At 49.0% G+C, this 20,764-nt stretch carries 19 protein-coding genes; all 19 read right to left on the bottom strand.

The window, feature by feature from the left end; translation table 11 throughout:
- Position 1 precedes the first annotated feature (1 nt).
- On the bottom strand, positions 2–1,345 hold the full coding sequence (locus tag Cabys_RS01625) for a 4Fe-4S dicluster domain-containing protein (RefSeq protein ID WP_006928334.1): 1,344 nt from the start codon (positions 1,343–1,345) through the stop codon (positions 2–4).
- Between the two features lie 2 nt (positions 1,346–1,347).
- Entirely contained in the window at positions 1,348–2,160 is an 813-nt protein-coding gene (gene eutJ, locus Cabys_RS01620) for an ethanolamine utilization protein EutJ (protein ID WP_006928332.1), read from the bottom strand.
- 17 nt (positions 2,161–2,177) lie between these two features.
- Positions 2,178–3,587 (bottom strand): aldehyde dehydrogenase family protein, encoded by a 1,410-nt coding sequence (locus tag Cabys_RS01615; RefSeq protein WP_006928331.1) that lies wholly within the window; start codon positions 3,585–3,587, stop codon positions 2,178–2,180.
- A gap of 26 nt (positions 3,588–3,613) precedes the next feature.
- Positions 3,614–3,904 carry an ethanolamine utilization microcompartment protein EutM gene (gene eutM / locus Cabys_RS01610; protein WP_006928329.1) on the bottom strand — a complete coding sequence of 97 codons (291 nt, stop codon included), beginning with the start codon at positions 3,902–3,904 and terminating at the stop codon, positions 3,614–3,616.
- A gap of 17 nt (positions 3,905–3,921) precedes the next feature.
- A complete protein-coding gene (gene eutM, locus Cabys_RS01605; protein ID WP_006928328.1) occupies positions 3,922–4,209 on the bottom strand; it encodes an ethanolamine utilization microcompartment protein EutM in 288 nt (95 codons plus the stop codon).
- A gap of 113 nt (positions 4,210–4,322) precedes the next feature.
- Positions 4,323–5,291 carry a phosphate acyltransferase gene (locus Cabys_RS01600; RefSeq protein ID WP_006928327.1) on the bottom strand — a complete coding sequence of 323 codons (969 nt, stop codon included), beginning with the start codon at positions 5,289–5,291 and terminating at the stop codon, positions 4,323–4,325.
- Positions 5,292–5,300: 9 nt separating this feature from the next.
- A complete protein-coding gene (locus tag Cabys_RS01595; protein WP_071961255.1) occupies positions 5,301–5,603 on the bottom strand; it encodes a cupin domain-containing protein in 303 nt (100 codons plus the stop codon).
- 45 nt (positions 5,604–5,648) lie between these two features.
- Positions 5,649–6,419 carry a ParA family protein gene (locus tag Cabys_RS01590; RefSeq protein WP_006928324.1) on the bottom strand — a complete coding sequence of 257 codons (771 nt, stop codon included), beginning with the start codon at positions 6,417–6,419 and terminating at the stop codon, positions 5,649–5,651.
- A 12-nt stretch (positions 6,420–6,431) separates the two neighbouring features.
- Complete coding sequence (locus Cabys_RS20650; protein WP_006928323.1) at positions 6,432–6,935, bottom strand: BMC domain-containing protein; 504 nt, start codon at positions 6,933–6,935, stop codon at positions 6,432–6,434.
- Between the two features lie 187 nt (positions 6,936–7,122).
- Complete coding sequence (locus tag Cabys_RS01580) at positions 7,123–8,970, bottom strand: CocE/NonD family hydrolase (protein WP_006928322.1); 1,848 nt, start codon at positions 8,968–8,970, stop codon at positions 7,123–7,125.
- A 473-nt stretch (positions 8,971–9,443) separates the two neighbouring features.
- The gene (locus tag Cabys_RS01575) at positions 9,444–9,707 is read right to left on the bottom strand and encodes a hypothetical protein (protein ID WP_044281127.1); all 264 of its coding nucleotides are present in this window, start codon (positions 9,705–9,707) and stop codon (positions 9,444–9,446) included.
- 28 nt (positions 9,708–9,735) lie between these two features.
- On the bottom strand, positions 9,736–10,968 hold the full coding sequence (gene hutI, locus Cabys_RS01570) for an imidazolonepropionase (protein WP_006928321.1): 1,233 nt from the start codon (positions 10,966–10,968) through the stop codon (positions 9,736–9,738).
- 18 nt (positions 10,969–10,986) lie between these two features.
- The gene (locus Cabys_RS01565) at positions 10,987–11,484 is read right to left on the bottom strand and encodes an HIT family protein (protein ID WP_006928317.1); all 498 of its coding nucleotides are present in this window, start codon (positions 11,482–11,484) and stop codon (positions 10,987–10,989) included.
- Between the two features lie 89 nt (positions 11,485–11,573).
- The gene (gene fusA, locus Cabys_RS01560; protein ID WP_006928315.1) at positions 11,574–13,643 is read right to left on the bottom strand and encodes an elongation factor G; all 2,070 of its coding nucleotides are present in this window, start codon (positions 13,641–13,643) and stop codon (positions 11,574–11,576) included.
- A gap of 880 nt (positions 13,644–14,523) precedes the next feature.
- A complete protein-coding gene (locus Cabys_RS01555; RefSeq protein WP_006928314.1) occupies positions 14,524–15,696 on the bottom strand; it encodes a response regulator in 1,173 nt (390 codons plus the stop codon).
- Between the two features lie 29 nt (positions 15,697–15,725).
- Positions 15,726–16,511 carry a response regulator gene (locus Cabys_RS01550; RefSeq protein WP_006928313.1) on the bottom strand — a complete coding sequence of 262 codons (786 nt, stop codon included), beginning with the start codon at positions 16,509–16,511 and terminating at the stop codon, positions 15,726–15,728.
- Between the two features lie 8 nt (positions 16,512–16,519).
- The gene (locus Cabys_RS01545; RefSeq protein WP_006928312.1) at positions 16,520–18,385 is read right to left on the bottom strand and encodes a HAMP domain-containing sensor histidine kinase; all 1,866 of its coding nucleotides are present in this window, start codon (positions 18,383–18,385) and stop codon (positions 16,520–16,522) included.
- A gap of 7 nt (positions 18,386–18,392) precedes the next feature.
- Positions 18,393–19,523, bottom strand: coding sequence for a cytochrome c3 family protein (locus Cabys_RS01540; protein WP_006928311.1), 1,131 nt, complete (start codon positions 19,521–19,523; stop codon positions 18,393–18,395).
- Entirely contained in the window at positions 19,520–20,764 is a 1,245-nt protein-coding gene (gene nrfD, locus Cabys_RS01535) for an NrfD/PsrC family molybdoenzyme membrane anchor subunit (RefSeq protein ID WP_006928310.1), read from the bottom strand. The genes Cabys_RS01540 and nrfD overlap by 4 nt, the downstream gene beginning before the upstream one ends.

The following is a 20,764-nucleotide window of genomic DNA, read 5'->3' as shown; positions in this document are numbered from 1 at the left end:
TTCAAACTCCTCTTTCGATGACAATCATCTGCTCTTCGATGGCTGTAATTTGTCCGTCAATGCTGGCATGAACCGGACTGCCCAATTGATCTTTTGATACGTCGGCAATCTTCTGCCCTTTTTTCACCGCATCGCCCACTTTTACAAGAGGCACGGCCGGCGCCCCGATGTGCGAATTTAACGGCAAAACCACCTTCTGCGGCTGAACGTCCAGCGGCGTAAATTTTGCCGGACGATCGTATTCAGTTAACCCCAAACGCCGGTAAACCGTGGGAATGGGCACTTCTCTGCCTTCGCGCGCCGGATGCACATCTCTGAATAAAAATTCCAGTTCTTCTTCCGTGCGCGAAAGACCCTTTTCGCGCAAAAGCTGTTTGGCATCCACGCAAATGCTCTTGGGATCCAGGCCCTCCGGACAGGCGATTAAGGTGCAAACGTTGCACTCGCAACAGTACTGCGCCCACAAGCTGGCGCGTTCTTTGTTCTCACCGGTGAGCAGCAAATTACGCATCACCTTGTGCGGTTCGATGGGATAGCCCATGATGTAGCGCGGACACATTTCTGTACAAAGCGAACACTGATCGCACTGGCCATGACCGATGCGCGTGTAGGCTTCGCGGGGTGTGGTTTTCTTTTTAACAAGGTAGTGATCGGCGGGCAGCACAATCAATCCGCCCAGCGTTTTGCTAATCGGCAGACTGGCGTCAAATTCAACGCCGCCCATCATCACCCCGCCGGTTAAAACGGCCGGGTTGGCCACCGTAACGCCGCCGGCCAGTTCCAGGCAATCGGCAATGGAAGTGCCAACAGGCACGCGCAAAGAGATGGCCTTTTTAACGGCACCCGTAATGCTGATGAACTTGTCAACCACCGGTCGGTCGTCGTCCACCGCGTGCGCGATGTTGACGATGGTTTCCACATTATCCACCACAACGCCCACCTGTAGCGGGATGCCACCAGGCGGAATGCGTCGGCCGGTAATTTCGTAAACCAGAATGTACTCGTCGCCGGCAGGATAAACATCTTTGTAAATAAAAAAGTCAAAACCGTACTGGCGAGCGGTTGCGGCGTAAATTTGCGCAATATCGCGGTTTTTTTCTTTTAAGGCAATGGTTACTTTTTGCGCGCCGGTAATTTGCTGCATGATTTCCAGGCCGCGGAACAGCGCCTTTCCCTCCTGCAACATGGTTTCGCGATCTTTGTAAAGCAGGGGTTCGCATTCTGCTCCGTTGGCGATGATGTGTTCTACGCTGGCGTCCAGTTTTTTGTAAGTGGGGAAGCCGGCCCCGCCAGCGCCAATAATACCAGCTTCGCGAATTTTATCTATGAGTTGTGCTCGATCCATCTTTAATCCTGTTTTTTGCGAAACGACGCTATGGCCAGCGGCGTTAAGAACAACGGTTGCGAAGGTAAAATCCAGTTGACGTCCGGCAATTCCTGCTTAAAAACATCCACGATGCCCGGGAAACAAAATGTGCCGCCGGAAAGGTACACATCGCTTACCGAAAACGGTTGTAAATGATTTTTGATGATTTCGGCCATTTTTTGAAATACCGGCTCCACCACGGCCATCAAACCGTTGGTGCGGGCGTCGCGCTTCATCTTTTCGGCCTCTTCAAACGAAATGCGCCGGTTGCCGGCAATGGTCAGGGTAACGTGGTGCCCGCCGGTGGGCTCGTCGGCGGCGTAAATGATCTGGCCATTTTGGGCCACAGACAGGCCGGTTGTGCCCCCGCCGATATCCACCACCGCTCCTTCCGTGATGTTAAGCAGGTGAACCACGCTGGAGGGCTCGTCGATAAGCGCTTTCACTTTCAATCCGGCGTTTTCCACCACATTGCGCGAAGTGCGCGGATCGGTTCCCGGCGGAAATGAAGTAATGGCCTGTTTGATTTCGATGCCTAACTTTTGTTCTGCCTGGCGCACCAGACGTTTGACAATATCCACCGCGCCGATGTAATCCACCACGATCCCATCGCGCACCACTTCGGCCCATTCCATAAAGGCCGCCAGGGGCTCCCCTTCTTCGTCGGTTACAACCAGCACGATGTCGGCCGTGCCCAGATCGATGCCCACGTGCCAGGGACCGGACGTCTTCAGCGGGCTGTCGTCGTTGACTATTTCTTCCAGTTTGTTCAGTCGTTCGTTAATGCGCTGCAATGCTCCTGTGCCCCGTGTTAAACAATTCTGAAATGATCGACCACAACACAGCGGCGCAAGCGAACAAAGCTGCGGGCCGAGGTAACGCCCTCGCCGGTGGGCGTGGTGATGGTCATAGAAGTCCAGCCTTCGCCGCCAAACCCAAGCCCGGCCAGACAGGGACCGTTCTTCACAAAAATACTGGTGTTGATTTCATTGGCCATGCGATCCATGTGATCGATATGGCGGGAGTGCATGGCTGCCGTGTGGCGATAGCCGTGTTCCAGTTCGATGGCCAGATCGATGGCTTTGTCGGCGTCCGCCGCTCGAATTAACGGAATCACCGGCATCATCAGTTCAAGCTGAGCAAAAGGATGATCTTTGTCTGCTTCCACGAACAAAAGGCGCGTCTCTTTTGAAACATTTAGGCCGATCTCTCTGGCGAACTTGTAGGCGTCCTTACCCACCCACTTGCGGTTGATTCTGGCGTTTGGCCCGGGATAATCTTCCAGAATGATTTGGGCCAGCTCTTCTCCCTGTTGGGGAGTAAGCTCCACGGCCTGGTGTTTTTTCATCTCTTCTTTCAGCCGATCGGCAATGGCATCCACGGCGATAATTTCCTTTTCATCGGCGCAAACGATGTTATTGTCGAACGAAGCGCCCCACACGATGTCGCGCGCCGCTTTGGCGATGTCGGCCGTTTCGTCAACCACCACCGGCGGATTGCCCGCCCCGGCAGCCATCAAGCGCTTGTCGGTTACTTTTCTGGCCGCTTTTACCACAGCCTCGCCGCCGGTTACCACCAAAAGGTCAATGCCCGGATAAACAAAAAGTTTTTGTGCGGTTTCGATGGAAGGCTCGGCCACGGTGGTCAGCAGGGTGGCGGGGCCTCCGGCCGCTTCGATGGCCTTGTTCAAAATTTCAATAGCCCGCTGCGAAACCTTTTTTGCCGCCGGATGCGGAGCATAAACCACCGCATTACCCGCGGCGATCATGCTGATGCTGTTGTTGATGACGGTGGCGCCGGGATTAGTGGAAGGCGTAACCGAGGCAATGACGCCCCAGGCCGCGTTTTCGATGAGCGTCAAACCGTGATCGCCAGAAAGAGCCAGCGGCTGCAGGTCTTCGATGCCGGGCGTCTTTTCGGCCTGCGAGATATTTTTGGCGATTTTGTCTTCCACGCGCCCCATGCCCGTTTCCTGCACGGCCATTTCCGCCAGCTCGCGGGCGTGTTTTACGCCGGCCTGCCGGATGGCCTGAATAATTTTGGCTCGTAATTCCAGCTTGCGTATTTTTTTCTGCGCCTGCCGCGCCGCTTCCACCGCCTCGTCCAGAGTTTCAAAAACGCCCTGCGGATGGCGTGAACGGCCCGTACGCGATTCATTTCGCTCCAGCCGAGACAGCACCGTCTCAACAATCTGAGCGATTTGTTTATCGTCTAAATGCATGTTTTTCCTCTTTCAGGAAGATGGCTTTATTTTTTAGCTTCTTTCGGTAATTTAATGGGAAAAACGTCTTCCAGATCGCCATGGGGACGCGGAATAACGTGCACCGCCACCAGTTCGCCCACGCGTTCTGCCGCCGCCGCTCCGGCGTCGGTTGCCGCTTTACAGGCCGCTACATCGCCGCGCACCAAAGCCGTAACGTAGCCGCCGCCGATCTGTTGCCAGGCCACCAGCTTAACGCGCGCCGCCTTAACCATGGCGTCCGAAGCTTCAATTAATCCAACCAGACCTTTGGTCTCGATCATGCCTAATGCTTCCATCAAACGCTCCTTCCTGTTTATTTAATCTCGCCCGTTAATTTGATTGGAAAAACGTCTTCCAGGTCGCCATGCGGACGCGGAATAACGTGCACAGCCACCAGTTCGCCCACGCGTTCGGCTGCTGCTGCTCCGGCGTCGGTTGCCGCTTTACAGGCTGCCACATCGCCGCGCACCAGAGCCGTAACGTAGCCGCCGCCGATCTGCTGCCAGGCCACCAGCTTAACGCGCGCCGCTTTAACCATGGCGTCCGAAGCTTCAATCAATCCAACCAGACCTTTGGTCTCGATCATGCCTAATGCTTCCATAAACTTCTCCTGATTATAGAGTTTAACTTTTGTTTTTCAATGTATCAAAAATGTGTTTTGCTCAACTGAAACGCGCTCCTGATCGCCCCAACCATCCAGCCAATCCCTTAAGTTTACGGATTTAACAGATTAGAAGCAACGATTACCTGGTGAAAAAGACTCTCTTCACAGCGCTGCTCGTCAAACACTTGCAGGGCATGGCTGAGCCCCTGAACAATGGGGCCGACGGTTCTGTAAGGCGTTAGCGCCTGCACAATTTTTAGTCCAATATTTGCCGCATTTAATGAGGGAAATACGTACACATTGGCCGCCCCGTCCAGGCGATTGCCCGGCGCTTTTTTGCGGCCAATCTCCGGCACAAAGGCCGCGTCGAACTGCATTTCTCCTTCTACTTTTAAATGCGGCTCCTTCTGGCGAATCAATTCAACGGCCTGTTGAACCACCTGGGCCATGGGATGACTGGCGCTGCCCATGGTGGAAAAAGAGAGCAAGGCCACGCGCGCCCGTTCGCCGCTCAGCTTTTCGAAATTTCTGGCCGTTGTAACGGCTATTTCTGCCAGCTGCTCTGCCGTGGGACGCGGATAAAAGAGCGGATCGCTAAAGGTCAGCAAGCGGTTCAACTTTTCATTCCAGATTAATGCAAATGAAGACAGAATGCCGCTCTGATCGGAAAACCAGCGGCTGAATTGTGGCAGAAATTCGTTAAACTGCGCGCGGCTTAAAAAACAAAGATCGGCGTCGCCGTGCAGCAGCATTTGCCCGGCAAACAGAGCGGGCTGCTGAAGCAGGGCGCGAATTTCGCTGATCTTCTGCTGCGGCGCGTACTGCTTTTTGTAAGCGCGGCAGTACACGTCGAATGCAGGGTGATGCAGCGCTTTGCGCAGAGCAACGCCATTCATGCGGATTTTTTGTTCTTCGGCGTACGCTCTGATTTCAAATTGATTGCCAATGATCATGGGCCTGGCCAGTCCTGTATCTGCCAGACGCCGGGCGATCTTCAGGACGCGCGCATCCATGCCATCCGTAAAAACAATGCGCGGCGGCTTTTGCCACATCTTATCCATCCAGCGCTCAAACAGCATGGGCGTTCCCTAAGCCTTTTTTTGCAAATAAGCGGTTAGAACCTCAATGACTACCTTTTTAATTTCCTGGTAATTCCGTTTAGACGGCGGCAGCTGGCTCATTACCTCTTCGATGACGCGCCTAACCAGATTTTCGTCAATGGGCTGTCCTTCCAGCGTGGATGTGGAAAACTCCAGCAATTCAACGCCGTTTTGTTTGGCCAGCGTGCGTGCTTCCGGGGTGACGATGGTTTCTTTAAGGGGCGCGTACAGTTGCTTTTTTCCTGCGGCAAGCGCCTGTTTAATGGTATTGGCCGTAATCACTCGTTTCATATTTTCATCCGTTTCTTCGTTTAACATGGTGGAAGACAGGACGCGTCAGGTCGTTTTTTTTAGACGTTTTAAAATCTCATCGGCCAGAGCGCGGTATTCTTTTGCTCCGCGCGCCGAGGAAGCGTAGTTCAATATCGGTTTTTGGGCGTTGTAGGCTTCCGTTAATTTCGTATTCACGCCTATCACGGTTTCAAAAACCTGGTCGGCAAAACGGTCTTTTAAAAGTTGAACGACTTCGTTGGCGGCCCGCGTTCTGCGATCAAATTGCGTTCCGAAGTATCCTAAAATCTTTAAATCGGGATTTAAATGACGCTGCACCTTTTGCACGGTCTTTAAGGTCAGCTCAAGGCCGGTTAACGCTAAAAACTGCGTTTGCACCGGAATTAAAACAAAGCCGGAAATGGCCAGCGCATTGTAAGCCAGATTGCCTAAATTGGGCGGGCAGTCCAGTAGAACCAGTTCGTAGCGGTCGGGGAAATCCTGCGGCTGAATAAAAAAATCGACCTCCTGCTCCTGGACCATTTCTTCGTAAAATTCGCTCAGCGCCGGTTCGGAAGGAATGCAGTCCAACCCTTTAAAACTGGTGGGGTAAATGAAATCCGCAAGCTTTCCCTGCCCGGACAAAAGGTAATCGCACAGGGTCTGGCGTTCGTTGCGAGTGGGATCCAAGCCCAGATGCATGGAAGCGCTGGCCGCCGGATCAAGATCAACCAGCAGCGTGGCTTTGCCTTTTTCGGCAAAAGCGGCGGCTAAATTAACCGCGCTGGTCGTTTTACCAACTCCGCCTTTATTATTGATGATGGCCAGTATGTGCATATTTAGCTCGCATCAAACAATGAAATATTTCTGTTGTATTTTTTCGATCTGATTGCGATCCATGAGCTGTTTGAGAATGAGGCGTACCTGTTGAGCCGGCTTACGCAGATGTTTGCTTAGCTCGTCAAGCGTTGCGCCCTGCTCGTGCGTTTTTAAGTACTGCAGAATTTTTTGCTCTGGACTGCGCCGCTGCCCGCCAGTACCACGTGTTTTGCGCTGCGGAGTCGGCGCTTTTTCGGGTTGCGGCGCGCCTTCCAGTTGCAGCTCTGTGTCATCGTAGGGATTGGCGATAATATGGCGCGAAACCAGTTCGCCAACCTGTTCGGCAGCCCGCGCGCCGGCATCGACCGCAGCCTGGCAGGCGCCTAATTCGCCCTTTACGATGACCGTAACATAAGCCGACCCAATTTTACGATAGGGCACCAGCTGCACATTGGCAGCCTTAACCATGGCGTCCGCCGCTAAAATGGCGGAAATAAAACCGCGTGTTTCCACAAATCCGTAAGATTCTTTCATAACAACTAATTAAATAAATTAACAGGAAACAATCAAGCGGGAATGTGGATTTTTTAACCATCTACGAATAATTTGTAAAAGCCTGTTAACGAAGCGCAAAACCAATTTGCGCCGATAATGTTAGCTATGTTTAAGCGATTCCTGGCCAGGACCTCTACCGACGTTGACTGCCGAGAGGGCCATTTCACTATTCAACCACCGGTAGTTTGAAGTGGCTGGGATATTGCCTGGAAAAATAGACGCGATGCGTGGCCTTCTGGAAATCCTCATCGCGCGCCCGATAGATATTAATGAACTTCTGCGGATTGCGATCGAACAGCGGAAACCAGCTACTTTGAATTTGCACCATCAGGCGATGGCCGGTTTTAAAAGTATGGTAAACATCGTTCAGACGAATGGTAATGGGCGTTACCTGTCCGGGCGTTAATGGCTCCGGGGTTGTGTAACTATTTCTGAATTTGGCGCGCATGATTTCGGCGCGGATCAATTGTTGATAGCCGCCCATGCGCACCTGGCATGGATTGGGTTTGAAATCTCTGGCAGTATCCGGCCAGACATCGATCAGCTTAACCACAAAATCGGCGTCGCTGCCCGTTGTCGAAACATAGATGGTGGCCGTTAGCGGGCCGGCCAGGGTTAAAGGGCTTTCTAAAATTTCACTTTTGTAAACCAGCACATCCGGGCGGCGCGCTGCAAAACGCTGGTCTTCCACCATGAATGTTTTGCCCCAGGTATTGGTTATTTTTGCCGTAAAGGGCACCGGTTTGGCCGGATCGCTGAGGTATTCGTCATATCCTTGCTCCTCTTGCGGGGCGGTAAAGGTTAAACGGCCCCGTGCGCTTAAATACAAATTTCTTTCCTGAACCGCAGGGGGCCAGCGATCAAAACGCGACCATTTTAACAGACCGGTGTCAAAACACAGGGCTTCTGCCTGTTCAGCAGCAGGAGCGCCTTTAAGATGATGCATAAAAAAGGGAAACAGCACCGAGTCCTGAAAAAATTCGCTGGTGTTAGAGCCAAAACGAATGTCGCCCAGCCTGTCGCCTTTGCCGCGCTCCCAGGCTCCGTGCGACCATGGCCCCATGACCAAAAAATTCTTGTTCTGCCGGTCTTCTTCTTCGATCTTTTTGTAAATGTTGAGCGGGCCGTACAGATCTTCGGCATCGAACCAGCCGCCGACCACCAGCACGGCGGGTTTAACGTTGCGCAAATGGGGCAAAATACTGCGGCGCTGCCAGAAGTAATCATACGTTTCGTGGGCCATAGCGCTATCCCAGAAGGCGATTTGATGTTTAAAATATTTTTTGTTGGCATTGGGCAGAGCGCCCAGATCAAGAAAAAACTGGTAACCGTCTGGTGTACCGTGTTTAAAGCGGGCGGGCCACCTGTTGGTCGGCGCCGGCCGGGACTGGCCAAAAGTGGCAAAAAAATTGAAGGCCAGAACCAGTGAAAAAGCTCCGTTGTGGTGCATGTCGTCGCCGATGAACCAGTCGGCAATGGGCGCCTGCGGCGAAACGGCTTTTAAGGCTGGATGCGCGTCAATGACGCTCATGGCCGCGTAAAAGCCAGGGTAAGAGATGCCCCAGATTCCCACGCGTCCGTTGTTGTGCGCAAGATTTTTAATCAACCAGTCGATGGTATCGTAAGTATCGGTGGTTTCGTCAACTTCACGGCCGTTTTTATCTGCAATGTAGGGCCGCATGTTGACAAATTGGCCTTCGGACATGAATTTACCGCGCACATCCTGATAAACAAAGATGAAACCTTCCTCTGCAAATTTTTGTGAGGGTCCCAATCGTTTTTTGTATTTGTCTTCTCCATAAGGATAAACGCTGTAAGGCGTGCGCAGCATTAAGATGGGATAATCGCGCGTGGTGTCCCGCGGCAGGTAAATGGACGTAAAAAGTTTTACGCCGTCGCGCATGGGAATGTAAACTTCCTTTTTAGTGTAGTGCGCTTTAACATCGAATATTTCCTGGCCGTGTAAGGCCTGAAGAAAGAAAAATAAAAGAACTAAACCGAGAACGCTTCGCATTGTAACTTCCTTTTTGCTTTGAATTTTTGAATAGTTATTAAAATTTGTAGAAAGATGCAAAAATTTTAAAGGGGTTAATAATAATGAGAAACACGGCGCTTCTTTATGCCATTCTTTTGTTCTCAGCGTTTTAACGAGACCGTAAATAATACTTCCTTCGTAGCATCAGGATTGGTTTAATGGTTAATTAGTTGAATGGTTGAATAGCCACTGGCCTGTCATTCTAAACGGAACGCCAGCTTCAGTCTCGAGAAATCGGGACGGAGTGAAGAATCCATACCGTTGAATGGTTAAATAGAAATTATCCGGCGTTGGCGCCCAGCACACCGTCGGAGAAAATTCTCAACAGAAAATATTCCCCTTCTCCCAAATTTTTATTGTGATAGAGGGGAATGGGGGGGGTAGGACAATTGAAACAATTTTTAATTTAAAATAGTCTTTGCGCCTTTGTGACTTCTCTGAGCTCTCTATGGTCACTTGAAATAATTTGTTGAATCATTTTCTGCGATGGTTGGCGTAATCTGCGGGAAAATTACTTTGCGCACGTTGCGGTTGATTTGGGTTGCGGCTTTGCTGCCTTGGATAAAAACCTTTTTTAACAATCCTAACCGCTTCTGAGCTATCCTGTGTCCAGCTTCAACCTTTTTGTCTGGCTTTAGGGGCGGCCCATTCTCCCCCGCCTCGCTTACAGCAAGCCATTTGCCGACCCACTGAAAAAATTTATTCGTAATTGACAATTCTTAATTCGTAATTCGTAATTCTTAATTAATACCCATTTAATCTCTTATAAACCACCCGACCGTTTTTAATGGTCATGTAAGTGTGGTTCAGGCCGTAGTGGTAAGGCAGGTAGTTCAGGTTGGGGATGTCTAAAATAACCAGATCGGCCTGTTTGCCAGGTTCAATGCTGCCCGCCTGCCGTTCAATGCCCAGAGAGCGAGCCGCAACCCAGGTGCTGGCCCACAGCAGTTCGCCAGGCAGCATCTTCAATTTTAAGGCGGCAATGGTCCAGATGAGTTGTAAGTTTTGCGTGGTGGAGCTGCCCGGATTGAAGTCGGTGGAAATAGCCACCTGGCAGCCGGCCTCAATCATTGTTCTGGCGCGGGCATATTGATCTTTGCCTAAAAAGAAGGTGGTACCGGGTAAAAGCACGGGAATGACGCCCCGTTCCGCCATGGCCCGAATGCCCTCATCCGAAGCCAGAATTAGATGATCGGCGGTAACGGCGCCGATTTCCGCCGCCAGCTCCGCGCCCCCGAAGGCCGCCAGTTCATCGGCGTGAATGCGAGCTTTTAAGCCGTATTCCATGGCCGTGGTTAAAATTTTTCGGCTTTCTTCAACCGTAAAAACGCCCTGTTCGCAAAACACGTCGCAATAGCGGGCCAGCTTGCGCTCCGCCACAAGGGGAATCATCTCCTTACAAACCAGTTCCACATAGGCCGCACGATTCTGCTGATACTCGTCCGGCACTTCGTGGGCGCCAAGGAAGGTGGGAATTAAGTCCAGCGCTTGTTCATCGTTTAATTCGTTGATGATTTCCAGCGATTTGATCTCGTCTTGCGTGGAGAGTCCGTAGCCGCTTTTAGCTTCGATGGTGGTAACGCCAAACTCCAGAAAGCGGGCAATGCGCCGGCGCGAAATCTCTTTAATCTCTTCTTTAGAAGCCTGACGAAATTTACGCACGCTGTTGCGAATGCCGCCGCCGGCCGCCGCAATCTCCTCGTAAGATTTGCCTTCAATGCGCATGACAAATTCGTCTTCGCGCGTTTTCCAGAAGACGGGATGGGTGTGTGGATCGATAAAGCCGGGCAGTAGGCATTTGCCGCTGGCGTCAATGATCTCATCCGCTTCAGGAAGGGGCTGATCGGAGGCAATAATCTGCCGGATGTAGCCATCTTCCAGCAGTAGATGAACCTTCTGCAAGTCGAGAACCTGGCCGAATCCCCTGTTTAAATCGGGCGTGTAAAGATGATCGATGTTTTTGATCAGAGTGCGCATGGCTATTTCCCTGCCTGTTTATTTCTGAAAAAGTTTCTGGAACTCGTTCCGCATTTTTTTGAAGGTATCTTCCAGACTTTCGGAAACCACTTTGGTGTCGGCAATGACCGGCATAAAATTGGTGTCGCCATCCCAGCGCGGAACGATGTGGTAGTGCAGGTGGTCGTCAATGCAGGCTCCGGCGATGCGTCCCAGATTCATACCGATGTTCAGCGCGTGCGGATGCATGACGGCGTTTAAAACCTGAATCGTTTTCTGGATGGTTCGTTGCATGTCCAGCAACACCTCTTCGGAAAGTTCCAGATAATCGCCGGTATGCTGGTAAGGCACCACCATCACATGCCCATTGTTGTAAGGAAATTTGTTCAGAATAACAAAACACTTTTCGGAGCGATAGGGAATCAGGTACTTTTCATCGTCATTGGCTTTTGGAAACTGGCAAAAGATGCAGCCGGTGTTTTTATCGATCTCATTCAAGATGTACTTCATGCGCCAGGGAGCCCAGAGTTGTTTCATGATCTTTCCTCGTCGTTTACAAAACAAAGCCCAACACCAAAAAGGTATTGGGCTTTTAACGTGGTTAATTCATTTGCAACGCCACAAAATTAACTTTCTTCCTGTTCTTTTTTGGACGCTTCGATGATCTTTTGAGCGATATCGGGCGGCACTTCTTCATAATGGGAGAAAGAGCGTTTGTGAATGCCGCGTCCCTGGGTCAGCGAACGCAGGGTGGTGGAATAGCGGTACAGTTCAGCCAGCGGAACCTGCGCTTTGATGACCTGGAATCGCCCGTCGCGATCCATGCCCATAATGCGTCCGCGGCGGCTGGAAATATCGCCCATTACATCGCCCATGTATTCATCCGGCACGCGCACTTCGATGTTGTAGATCGGCTCTAACAGCACCGGATTGGCGTCCAGAAAGGCCTTTTTGAAAGCCATGGAGGCGGCCACCTTAAAAGCCATTTCCGAAGAGTCCACCGTGTGATAGCTGCCGTCGTAAACCGCAACGCGCACATCCACCACCGGATAACCGGCCAGCACGCCCTTTTCCATGGTTTCGATCACGCCCTTTTCCACGGCCGGAATAAATTTGCCCGGAATTACGCCGCCCACGATTTCATCTAAAAATTCAAACTTGCCGCCGCGTTCCATGGGTTCCAGACGCAGGTGGCAATCGCCGTATTGACCGCGCCCGCCGGTCTGCTTTTTGAACTTACCCTGTGCGGTGGCCGTTTTGCGGATGGTTTCGCGATACGGAATTTTTGGCTCTTCTTCTTCTACTTCCACATTAAATTTTTGATGCAGACGTTTTAAAATGATTTGTAAGTGTAATTCACCCTGACCAGAAACGATGGTCTGATGCAATTCGGGGTCCTGGTGGTAGAGAAAGGTCGGGTCTTCCTCGTGTAAAAGATGCAGGCCGTTACTGATTTTTTCTTCGTCCCCTTTGGCTTTCGGTTTAATGGCGGTACGAATGACCGGTTCAGGAAAATCAATTTTCGGGAATTTAATATTATGGCCTTTGGCGCAAAGCGTATCGCTGGTGTGCGTGTTCTTTAACTTCACAACCGCGCCAATATCGCCGGCCTGCAGTTCTTCAACGCTCTTTTTATTTTTACCGTTAAGGATGAACATCTGGCCAATCCGCTCTGTATGGCCGTCGCGCGTATTAATCACATCTTCGCCTGTTTTTAATTTTCCGGAGAAAACCTTAAAGAAGGAAAGTTCGCCCATGTGCTGCTCAGAGATCGTTTTAAAAACCAGAGCGGCGGTGGGGCCGTTGGGATCGACCTTAATGGTTCCGTCTTCGGTTTTAACTTCGCCCCGCTCGTTGGGCGCCGGACAAAAGTTTACAATAATATCCAGCAGACGCTTTACGCCCACATTGGCCGTAGCAGCGGTACAAAAGATGGGGAAAATAGCGTCATTAGCCACGGCTTTTTTGAAACCTGTTTTAAACTCTTCTTCGCTCAGCTCGCCGGCTTCAAAGTATTTTTCCATCAGCGTGTCGTCGCTTTCGGCAACCGCTTCCACCAGTTTTAAGTACAACTCTTCTGCTTTTTCTTTTAACTCGGCCGGGATTTCTTCTTCGCTGAAGTTACCGCTGCCGTCTTTGGCAAACTTCAACATCTTCATGCGAAATAGATCGATGATGCTGTCAAAATTGGGGCCGGTTTCTACCGGAAACTGGGCCAGAACCACCTGATGCCCAAAACTCTCAACCACGCCCTGCACGATGTTGTCGAAATCGATATTTTCGCGATCCAGCTTATTAATCACAATAAAACGCGGCACGCCTTGCTTGGCGGCTTCGGCCCACACCATTTCGGTGCCCACTTCCACCCCGGAAGCGGCAGATACCACCACAAACATGGTGTCCACAACACGCATGGCGCTTACCACTTCGCCAAAAAAATCGGAATAGCCAGGCGTATCAATAATATTGATTTTGTGATCTTTCCATACGCCGTGTCCCAATGAAGAACTAATGGAGATTTGACGTTCGATTTCATCAGGATTGTAATCAGAAACCGTACTGCCCTGTTCAATAGAACCGATACGATTGATTTCTTTCAGATTGAAGAGGAGCGCTTCAAACAACATGGTTTTACCGCTGCTACCATGCCCTCCTAATCCAATATTGCGAATGTGATCCGTTTGAAAAACTTTCACTTCTGCCTCCTTCTTTGAAAGGTCTTGATTCGTTCTTGGCTTTACAAGTCGTTAAAAATACTAAATTCCAATTGCTAATTCAAGCAAAATTGCGATTTTTGACACAATTAAAAGCGACGGTTTATGGGAATGGTGGACGGGCACTTCTGTCCTGCGCTGTGTGAGCAAGAATGGTTGAAGAGTTTAGAAGTTTGAGGTTTAGTCGTTTAGGATACTTCCTCTGAACGATCTAGTCCCTCCCGGGCGGGATTTGAAAATTATTGTGCTGCTGGATTGGTTGAATGGTTAATTAGTTGAATGGTTGAATGATCGCAGGCTGTCATGCCGAATACCCGCCATGACGGTATGCGCGTAAATTGTGCCGATTTGCTTAACTTTTCTCTCAAAATAATTTGTTTAATCTTTTTCTGCGATTATTGGCGTAATCTGCAGGAAAATTACTTTGCGCGCGTTGTGGTTGATTTTGGTTGCGGACTTGCTGCATTAGTAGTTTAGTGGCTGAATGGTTGTCGCCTGAGGCGGCCTTAGATTTGTTTCCTTTTCAAGAATAGAGCTCTGAAAGTTTGATTTATTGGTCATTCTGTGTGAAGCGAAGAATTGCATCATTCAAATAAAACAGAAAGTTCTTCGGTGCCCTGTTTTTTAAGACTTTTCTGGCTAACAGCCAAAGTATAATTTTTCAGAAGTCTATTCAAAAAAGAGATAAGCATGTAGTTAAAAGTGCGCTTTGACCGTTCACGGTTTAAGATCGGCGGGGAAATAAGTTAATTCTCTTCTTCGTAATGCTTCATTATCAGAATTCATTAAAAGACCCTGTACTGCTGCTCAGCGGTACAGGGCCTCACTTTAAATCGCACTGTGTGTTTCGGAATTAAACGCGCTATTCTTTCTCAAAAAAATCGTGCACAATGGCGTTAAAATCTTTGTCCTTTAGGGCCTGTAATTCCCCGATGTACACCTTACCATCGGCCGGCACATGTTTTTCATCGATGGTGGATTTAACAGATTTTTTAATGTAGCCCTGCAGACGCTCCAACTCTTCCTCAAAGAATTTTACGGCCTGCTGTCCGATTTTCAAGTTTTTCAGATCTTCTTCCAGTCTCTCGGCATCGATCATGCAAATCCAATTATCTTCGTAGGCCGTAATTTCCAGTCGGTCTGGTGATTCAACGACCGGGCCATTAATCTTTAAAACGCGGCCGCTGATCGGCGAGCGGAAGGGAATAGACCTCTGGCCAATGCGCACGTTAAAAAGCAATTGGCCCTGTTTTACTTCCATTCCTGGCGTGGGCGCTTCAATGGCATCGATTTTTCCGATCAACTTATTGGCAAAGTCATCAATTCCCACATGAGCCTCTCCGCCTTCCGTAAGGGCTGCCCAGGTATGCCAGGGAGAGATAAACACACCGCCGGGAATGTAAAATTCTACCGTGTCTTTCACTTCTGGTTCGCCGACATGGGTGATGTGAACGCGTGATTTCAACTGCTTTTTAATGCGTTCCTGGCGTTGTATTAAAAATTTTTCCACCATGGCCACCAGTTCATCTTCGGTGAACGGTTTTTGCACATAGTCCATGGCGCCGTATTTCATGGTTTCGACGGCCGATTCTACCGTGGCGTAACCGGTAATGATGATGACATCGATATCCGGACGCAGATGTTTGACAGCCTTGCACACTTCTATGCCATCCATTTCCGGCATTTTCAGATCGGTAAAGACAAAGTCGTAATGCCTTTTCTGGATTAAAGCCAGCGCTTCCTTTCCGCTTTCCACGGTATCAACGGAATAGCCAGCCATAACCAGTATTTTTCTAAAACTGTCTAAAATGATCTCTTCATCATCAACGGCTAAAATGCGCGCCTTGGGATTGGGCACTTCCACGCGTTTAAGAGTTTTAGCCTCATGGCTGAAATCCAGTTTAAGGTTAGTTTCCAGGGCCTGCTGTCGTAACCTGCGCATTTTTTTCTCTTCGCTTTTTTTCAGAATTGCGCGGATGATCAGGTCGGCAACGATGAAGAGAACCAGTGCGACAATCAGTAAAAATACACCCATTTTTTTCTCCTTCTATTTAGCTTGCTGATTTATTGATTACAAACCATTAAATGATTAATTTCGTAATTCAAATTCTGGGGTACAATGATGTAAAGCCAGCCCTTAAAATAAGGGTCTTTTTCAATGATCAACGGATTTTGTGCCACTTCCTCATTTCTTCTGATAATTTGTCCGCTTAAAGGCGTAATCACCGGATGTAAAAGACCGTTTTCCGCTTCAATTTCGGCGCATGAAAATCCCTGATTAATCTCGCTCTCCAGAGGCAGTAAATTGATTTTACGAATGGAGCCGATAATTTTTAAGAATAGAAAGGTAAGGCCGACTTTTACGGAACCGTCGTGATCGATAAAACACCAGGAAGAGTACCCCAATTTTCTGCACTGCGGTGGACAGGGAACAATCAATGAACAGGGATTGGATTGCTGCTCCTGATACTCCTTTATTACCTGCACATACCTGTCCCCGCGGTATAGCGCGCTCAGCAACTCATCCGCCGTAAAGGGCTTCGGCAAATAATCGATGGCCCCCAGGTCCAGTGATTTCACCGCATTTTCTACGGTGGCATAGCCTGTTATCATGATAACAGGAAGCAGGCTGCCGGCCTGGCTTAATTGTTGTAAAAACTCGAAGCCGTCCATATCCGGTAGTTTGATATCGCACAGGCAAAGATCGTAGTTGTGTTTTAAGGCCAGTTCCAGCCCCTTTCTGGCGTCGGACGTGGTGGTTACCTGCCAGCCTTCCGAACCGGCAACGCGTTTGATGGCGTCCAGAATAACCGGCTCGTCGTCAATGGCTAATAGTTGTTTTGCTCCCATAATTCAACCTATCCTGTTTGTACAGGTAAATGGATGGTAAAGGTGGTTCCTTTACCTACCTTGCTTTTTACCGAAATCGTGCCCTCATGGTTTTCCAGAATGCCCCATATAACCGCCAATCCAAGCCCGGTTCCCTGCTGGCCCTTTGTGGTAAAGAAGGGGTCAAAGATTTTGTGGACAATTTCCGGTGGAATGCCGCAGCCGGTATCGCTGACTTTAATTTCGATATAGTCGCGCGGGCCCTGTTTTTCAACGGCATCCCAATACTGCCACTGGCACGCATCGGTAATGCACCCGTGCAGCTGTCCCTTGCCCGGTATTTCCAGTGTATAAACCTGCGCCTCACATTTCGGACATTTCTGGTCTTTATCAATCAGCGAAATATTACATTTAGGACAGACAATGTCCTCCGGATTCTCGTTTTTGATCGAAATTTCAGAACGGAAATTATTCCGTCCGTAAATGGGATCCAGATGCACAAAGCCCTCTTCGCCGTTCAATCGAATTTTTAACTTGATGGATGGCAGGCCATCAATGCGCAGGTGCTCATCCATTAAGTCATGCCCTTTGGGACATAACGCCTGTTTAATTTGAACCTTACCATAAGGAGAAAGCCGAACCAATGCCGTGCTGATGGTAATTTTGCCGCCTTTAGACCCAATGGCCTGCTGAGCGTTTACAATTAAATTGGTGAACACCTGCTGCATTTGATTGGGATCGATGGCGATTTGGGGCAAACGCGGCGCATATTTTTTCTCCAGCTGGATGTGATTAAGAGTCAACTGATTTTCAAGAACGGTTACGGCGCGTTCGATTACCTGATGAATATCGGATCGTACTTTTTTCGGAATGGACTGTCGGGCAAAATCCAGCAACCCCTTAACGATCTCCCGGCTGCGAATGGTTTCGCGAACAATGACCTGCAAGTCGTTGTGCAGCTCCGGTTGATCTTTGGTTCGTTTCAGGAGAAAACTGGCATAAGTTAAAATGCCTGTCAGGGGATTGTTGATCTCATGAGCCACGCCGGCGGCTAAACGTCCCAAAGAAGCCATTTTATCCGATTGGAATAATTGCTGTCGGGCTTCGGCCAGCTTGCGCGTCATGTTGTTAAACGAGCGGGCCAGGATGCCTAATTCGTCGTTTCCCAAATCGGGAATGGTGTAGCTTAAATTGCCGGAGGCAACCTGACGAGTGGCTGTTAACAATTTTTTTACTGGTTGATCTACAAATTTTTTAATGAGCAGCCACAAAACAATGCCCAGAATAATAATCGCCAAAATGGCCATCAAGATCATTTGCTGTGTCACATGGGCAATTTCCTCATCTACCTGTTTTAAACAAACCGTTAAATCAAGCACGCCCAATACTTTCTGGCTTTCGGGATGGGCATGACAATCGGCCTGCCAGCAAGAGGGTTCATTGTAGATGGGATTGATGATCCCCATAATTCGGTCGGAATCAGGGGACGGCCGATAAATTCGCACACGCTCAGAAATGGATAGGCGTTCGAGCGGTCGATCCGATTCGTGGCAAGAATAGCAGGCTTCCGCTTTTTTGTCGAGCACAATCCCAATTTCCGCACTATCTGCCGCGTACATCACATGCCCCTCTTTGTTCAAAATGCGGACTTCCTGGATGGAGGGATGCTGCCCAACCGTTCGAATTATTTCATGGGTAACTTCCCTGTTATTACTGAGCATGGCCATTTTTGTGCTGTTTTTGATGGTTTCGCTTTGCGTGTTAACAAAGTTTTTAACCTGGCTCATCACCAGATTTTTTTGCGTTTTTAGCGACATAATCGCAAAACCAAAAAAAACCAGCACAACGACCACCAGAATGGTTAAAATTAATTTAAATGAAATTTTATCAAACATTGTGTCTTTAATCCTTTATTACTTTTCCTGGCACATCAGCCGGGAACGATTTATCATCATGACACTCCGAGCATTGTGGCCTTTGATTGAATTTACGATTTAAATGGCATGTTTCACAATCTATTTCTACGTGATTCTCATCCAGCTGTATTCCGGTTACCGAATGATTAAACGTCCCAACCTGCCAATTTGTTTTGTGGCAGCTGTTACAATCCGTTTTCAAAGCGCTGAATTCGACCTGATCTTTGTGACAGCCCTGACAGGGCAACCTTTTATGGAAAGGCTTTAAGGGCCATCCTGTCTGGGCGTGATCAAAAGGCGGCTTTTTTTGCGTTCCATGGCATTTTTCGCAATTTTCGTCGATGGCCGTTTCATGGCAGGGCAGGCAGTTATCGTGCTCGAGTTTCGCTTTTTCTTTTTTGAGATTGGGATTATGGCAGTCGGCGCAGGCATTATTTTTATGGCAGCTTTTACAATCCAACCCAAACGCGACGATGTGTTGTTTATGGTAAAACGTTACTATCGGCCCCTCTTCATAATCGCTTTTTAACACATAAACGTCCGGGGTTTCGGGCGCGGGATGCCGCTTTTGCGCTAACTTTTCAAGATGCTGTTTGTCTTTAGTGACATCTTTCGATGCTTTTTCATGACAAAAATAACAGTCCGAAGTCTTGCTCCAGTCGGTATCCCAGCTTCGATGGCAATTAATGCACAGCTGGTGATAGGCGCCTTTCAAAGAGGGACGGGACAAATCTTTCATGTCCCGTTCAACTTTATGGCATTCGATGCAGGGGCGCACTTTCCCCGGCGGATTGTGATGATGGCACGATTCACAGCCGCCCATCATTTCTCCCATCTGGGCATGCAAGCGGTGCGTAAAAACCGCCGGCGCATACTGATTTTGTAAGGTGTCGATAATCAACAAAGTCGGAGCATCTTCTACCGAATGGCGAACGGTAATGCCTTCGCGAATAAAATCCGGACAAATTTTTAAACACGGCTCATTATAGGTTGGCTTTTCGCAATAATGGCATTCACTGCACCGTAACGGAAAGCTGGCATGATGCTCCACACGCTGCGCCCAACCCACGACGCTTAAAATCATCAAAAAACCGAAAATTGTTATTAACTTTTTCATTGAATTACTCCCCGAATTGCATATTTTGCTTTGGCGCTTACGCCTTTTAATGGAACCGAGATGACAGGGAAAATCATGACCAACGCCCTGTATAATAAAATCTCGATGGAAATAAGCCCGACGGTGATCGAAATCTCTCCAAACGATGGCCAGTATTGTTCTAAAATGTATGGCGGTTTGTAGGCGATTACAAACACATTCAAGCGATTAATAAAAACGCCAAATATTACAAGTAAAGAAGCAAAGTAAAGCAGGCTGCGCGATTGCAATACCTTGTCCCAGAAAAACATACGCACCGGGATAATAACGCCGAACAACATTTCAATCACCCACATGACGGTTTGTAAATTTATTTCATTCAGATAAACATACGTTCCGCGGATGACCATATCGCCCAGTTTAAAAGCCAGGTAAATTCCTAAAAGCGGGCCGACAAATCTGGCTAATTTGCGCAGTACATCCATTTCGGGCTTTAAACCCAATGAACGCGAAGCCGTTAACGATTCCATGATGACCATGGGAAAACCAACGGCAAAAGCAGACAGTAAAAAGAGCAGGGGGGAAACAGGAGTCTGCCACAAGGGATGAACTTTATTGCCGGCAATTAACATTAAGGTACCCAGCGACGATTGATGCAAACAGGAAAGCACCACGCCCAGAATGATGAAAAAGAACATCGTCTTTCCTAAAAAAGAATCCATAAAACGCAGAAATTGATCGATAGGTTTGTTTAAAAATTTCAGAACTCCCTTTAGATGAACGCGTCCGATGAAGCGTTCGGTTACAATGGGAAAAAATTCGATGTACAGCGTTCCCAGGTAGGTCATCACGCAAATGCCTACTTCGAACAGAACCGAGTTGCTGTTGCCCATAATGGGAACATGCCAGATATTGTAGTAACGTCCGAGGTCGAACATGACGCCGATGGCCACAAAGGTGTAGCCCAACATGGCCGTCATAATCGCCGGGCGAACCAGCACATGGAAATCTTCCCGGTAAAAGATGTGCACCAGGGCCGAAGTGGTAAAGCCGCCGGCTGCAAGGGCCACGCCCGCAGCCACGTCAATTCCGATCCATATTCCCCATGGGAACTGGTTATTTAAATTGGTTACAGCGCCCAGACCGAATCCGAAACGTAAAATACTCCAGACGATGCCATTAGCGGCCAATATTAAAAGAATGATAACGCCTTTTGACAAAAACGGTCTTTTAATCGGTTGCGGTTTAAAATATTCTTCCAT

It is taken from the genome of Caldithrix abyssi DSM 13497 (assembly GCF_001886815.1).
Classification (GTDB): Bacteria; Calditrichota; Calditrichia; order Calditrichales; family Calditrichaceae; genus Caldithrix; species Caldithrix abyssi.
The sequence above is the reverse complement of the archived record's forward strand: the minus strand, read 5'-3'. Positions and strand labels throughout refer to the sequence as shown.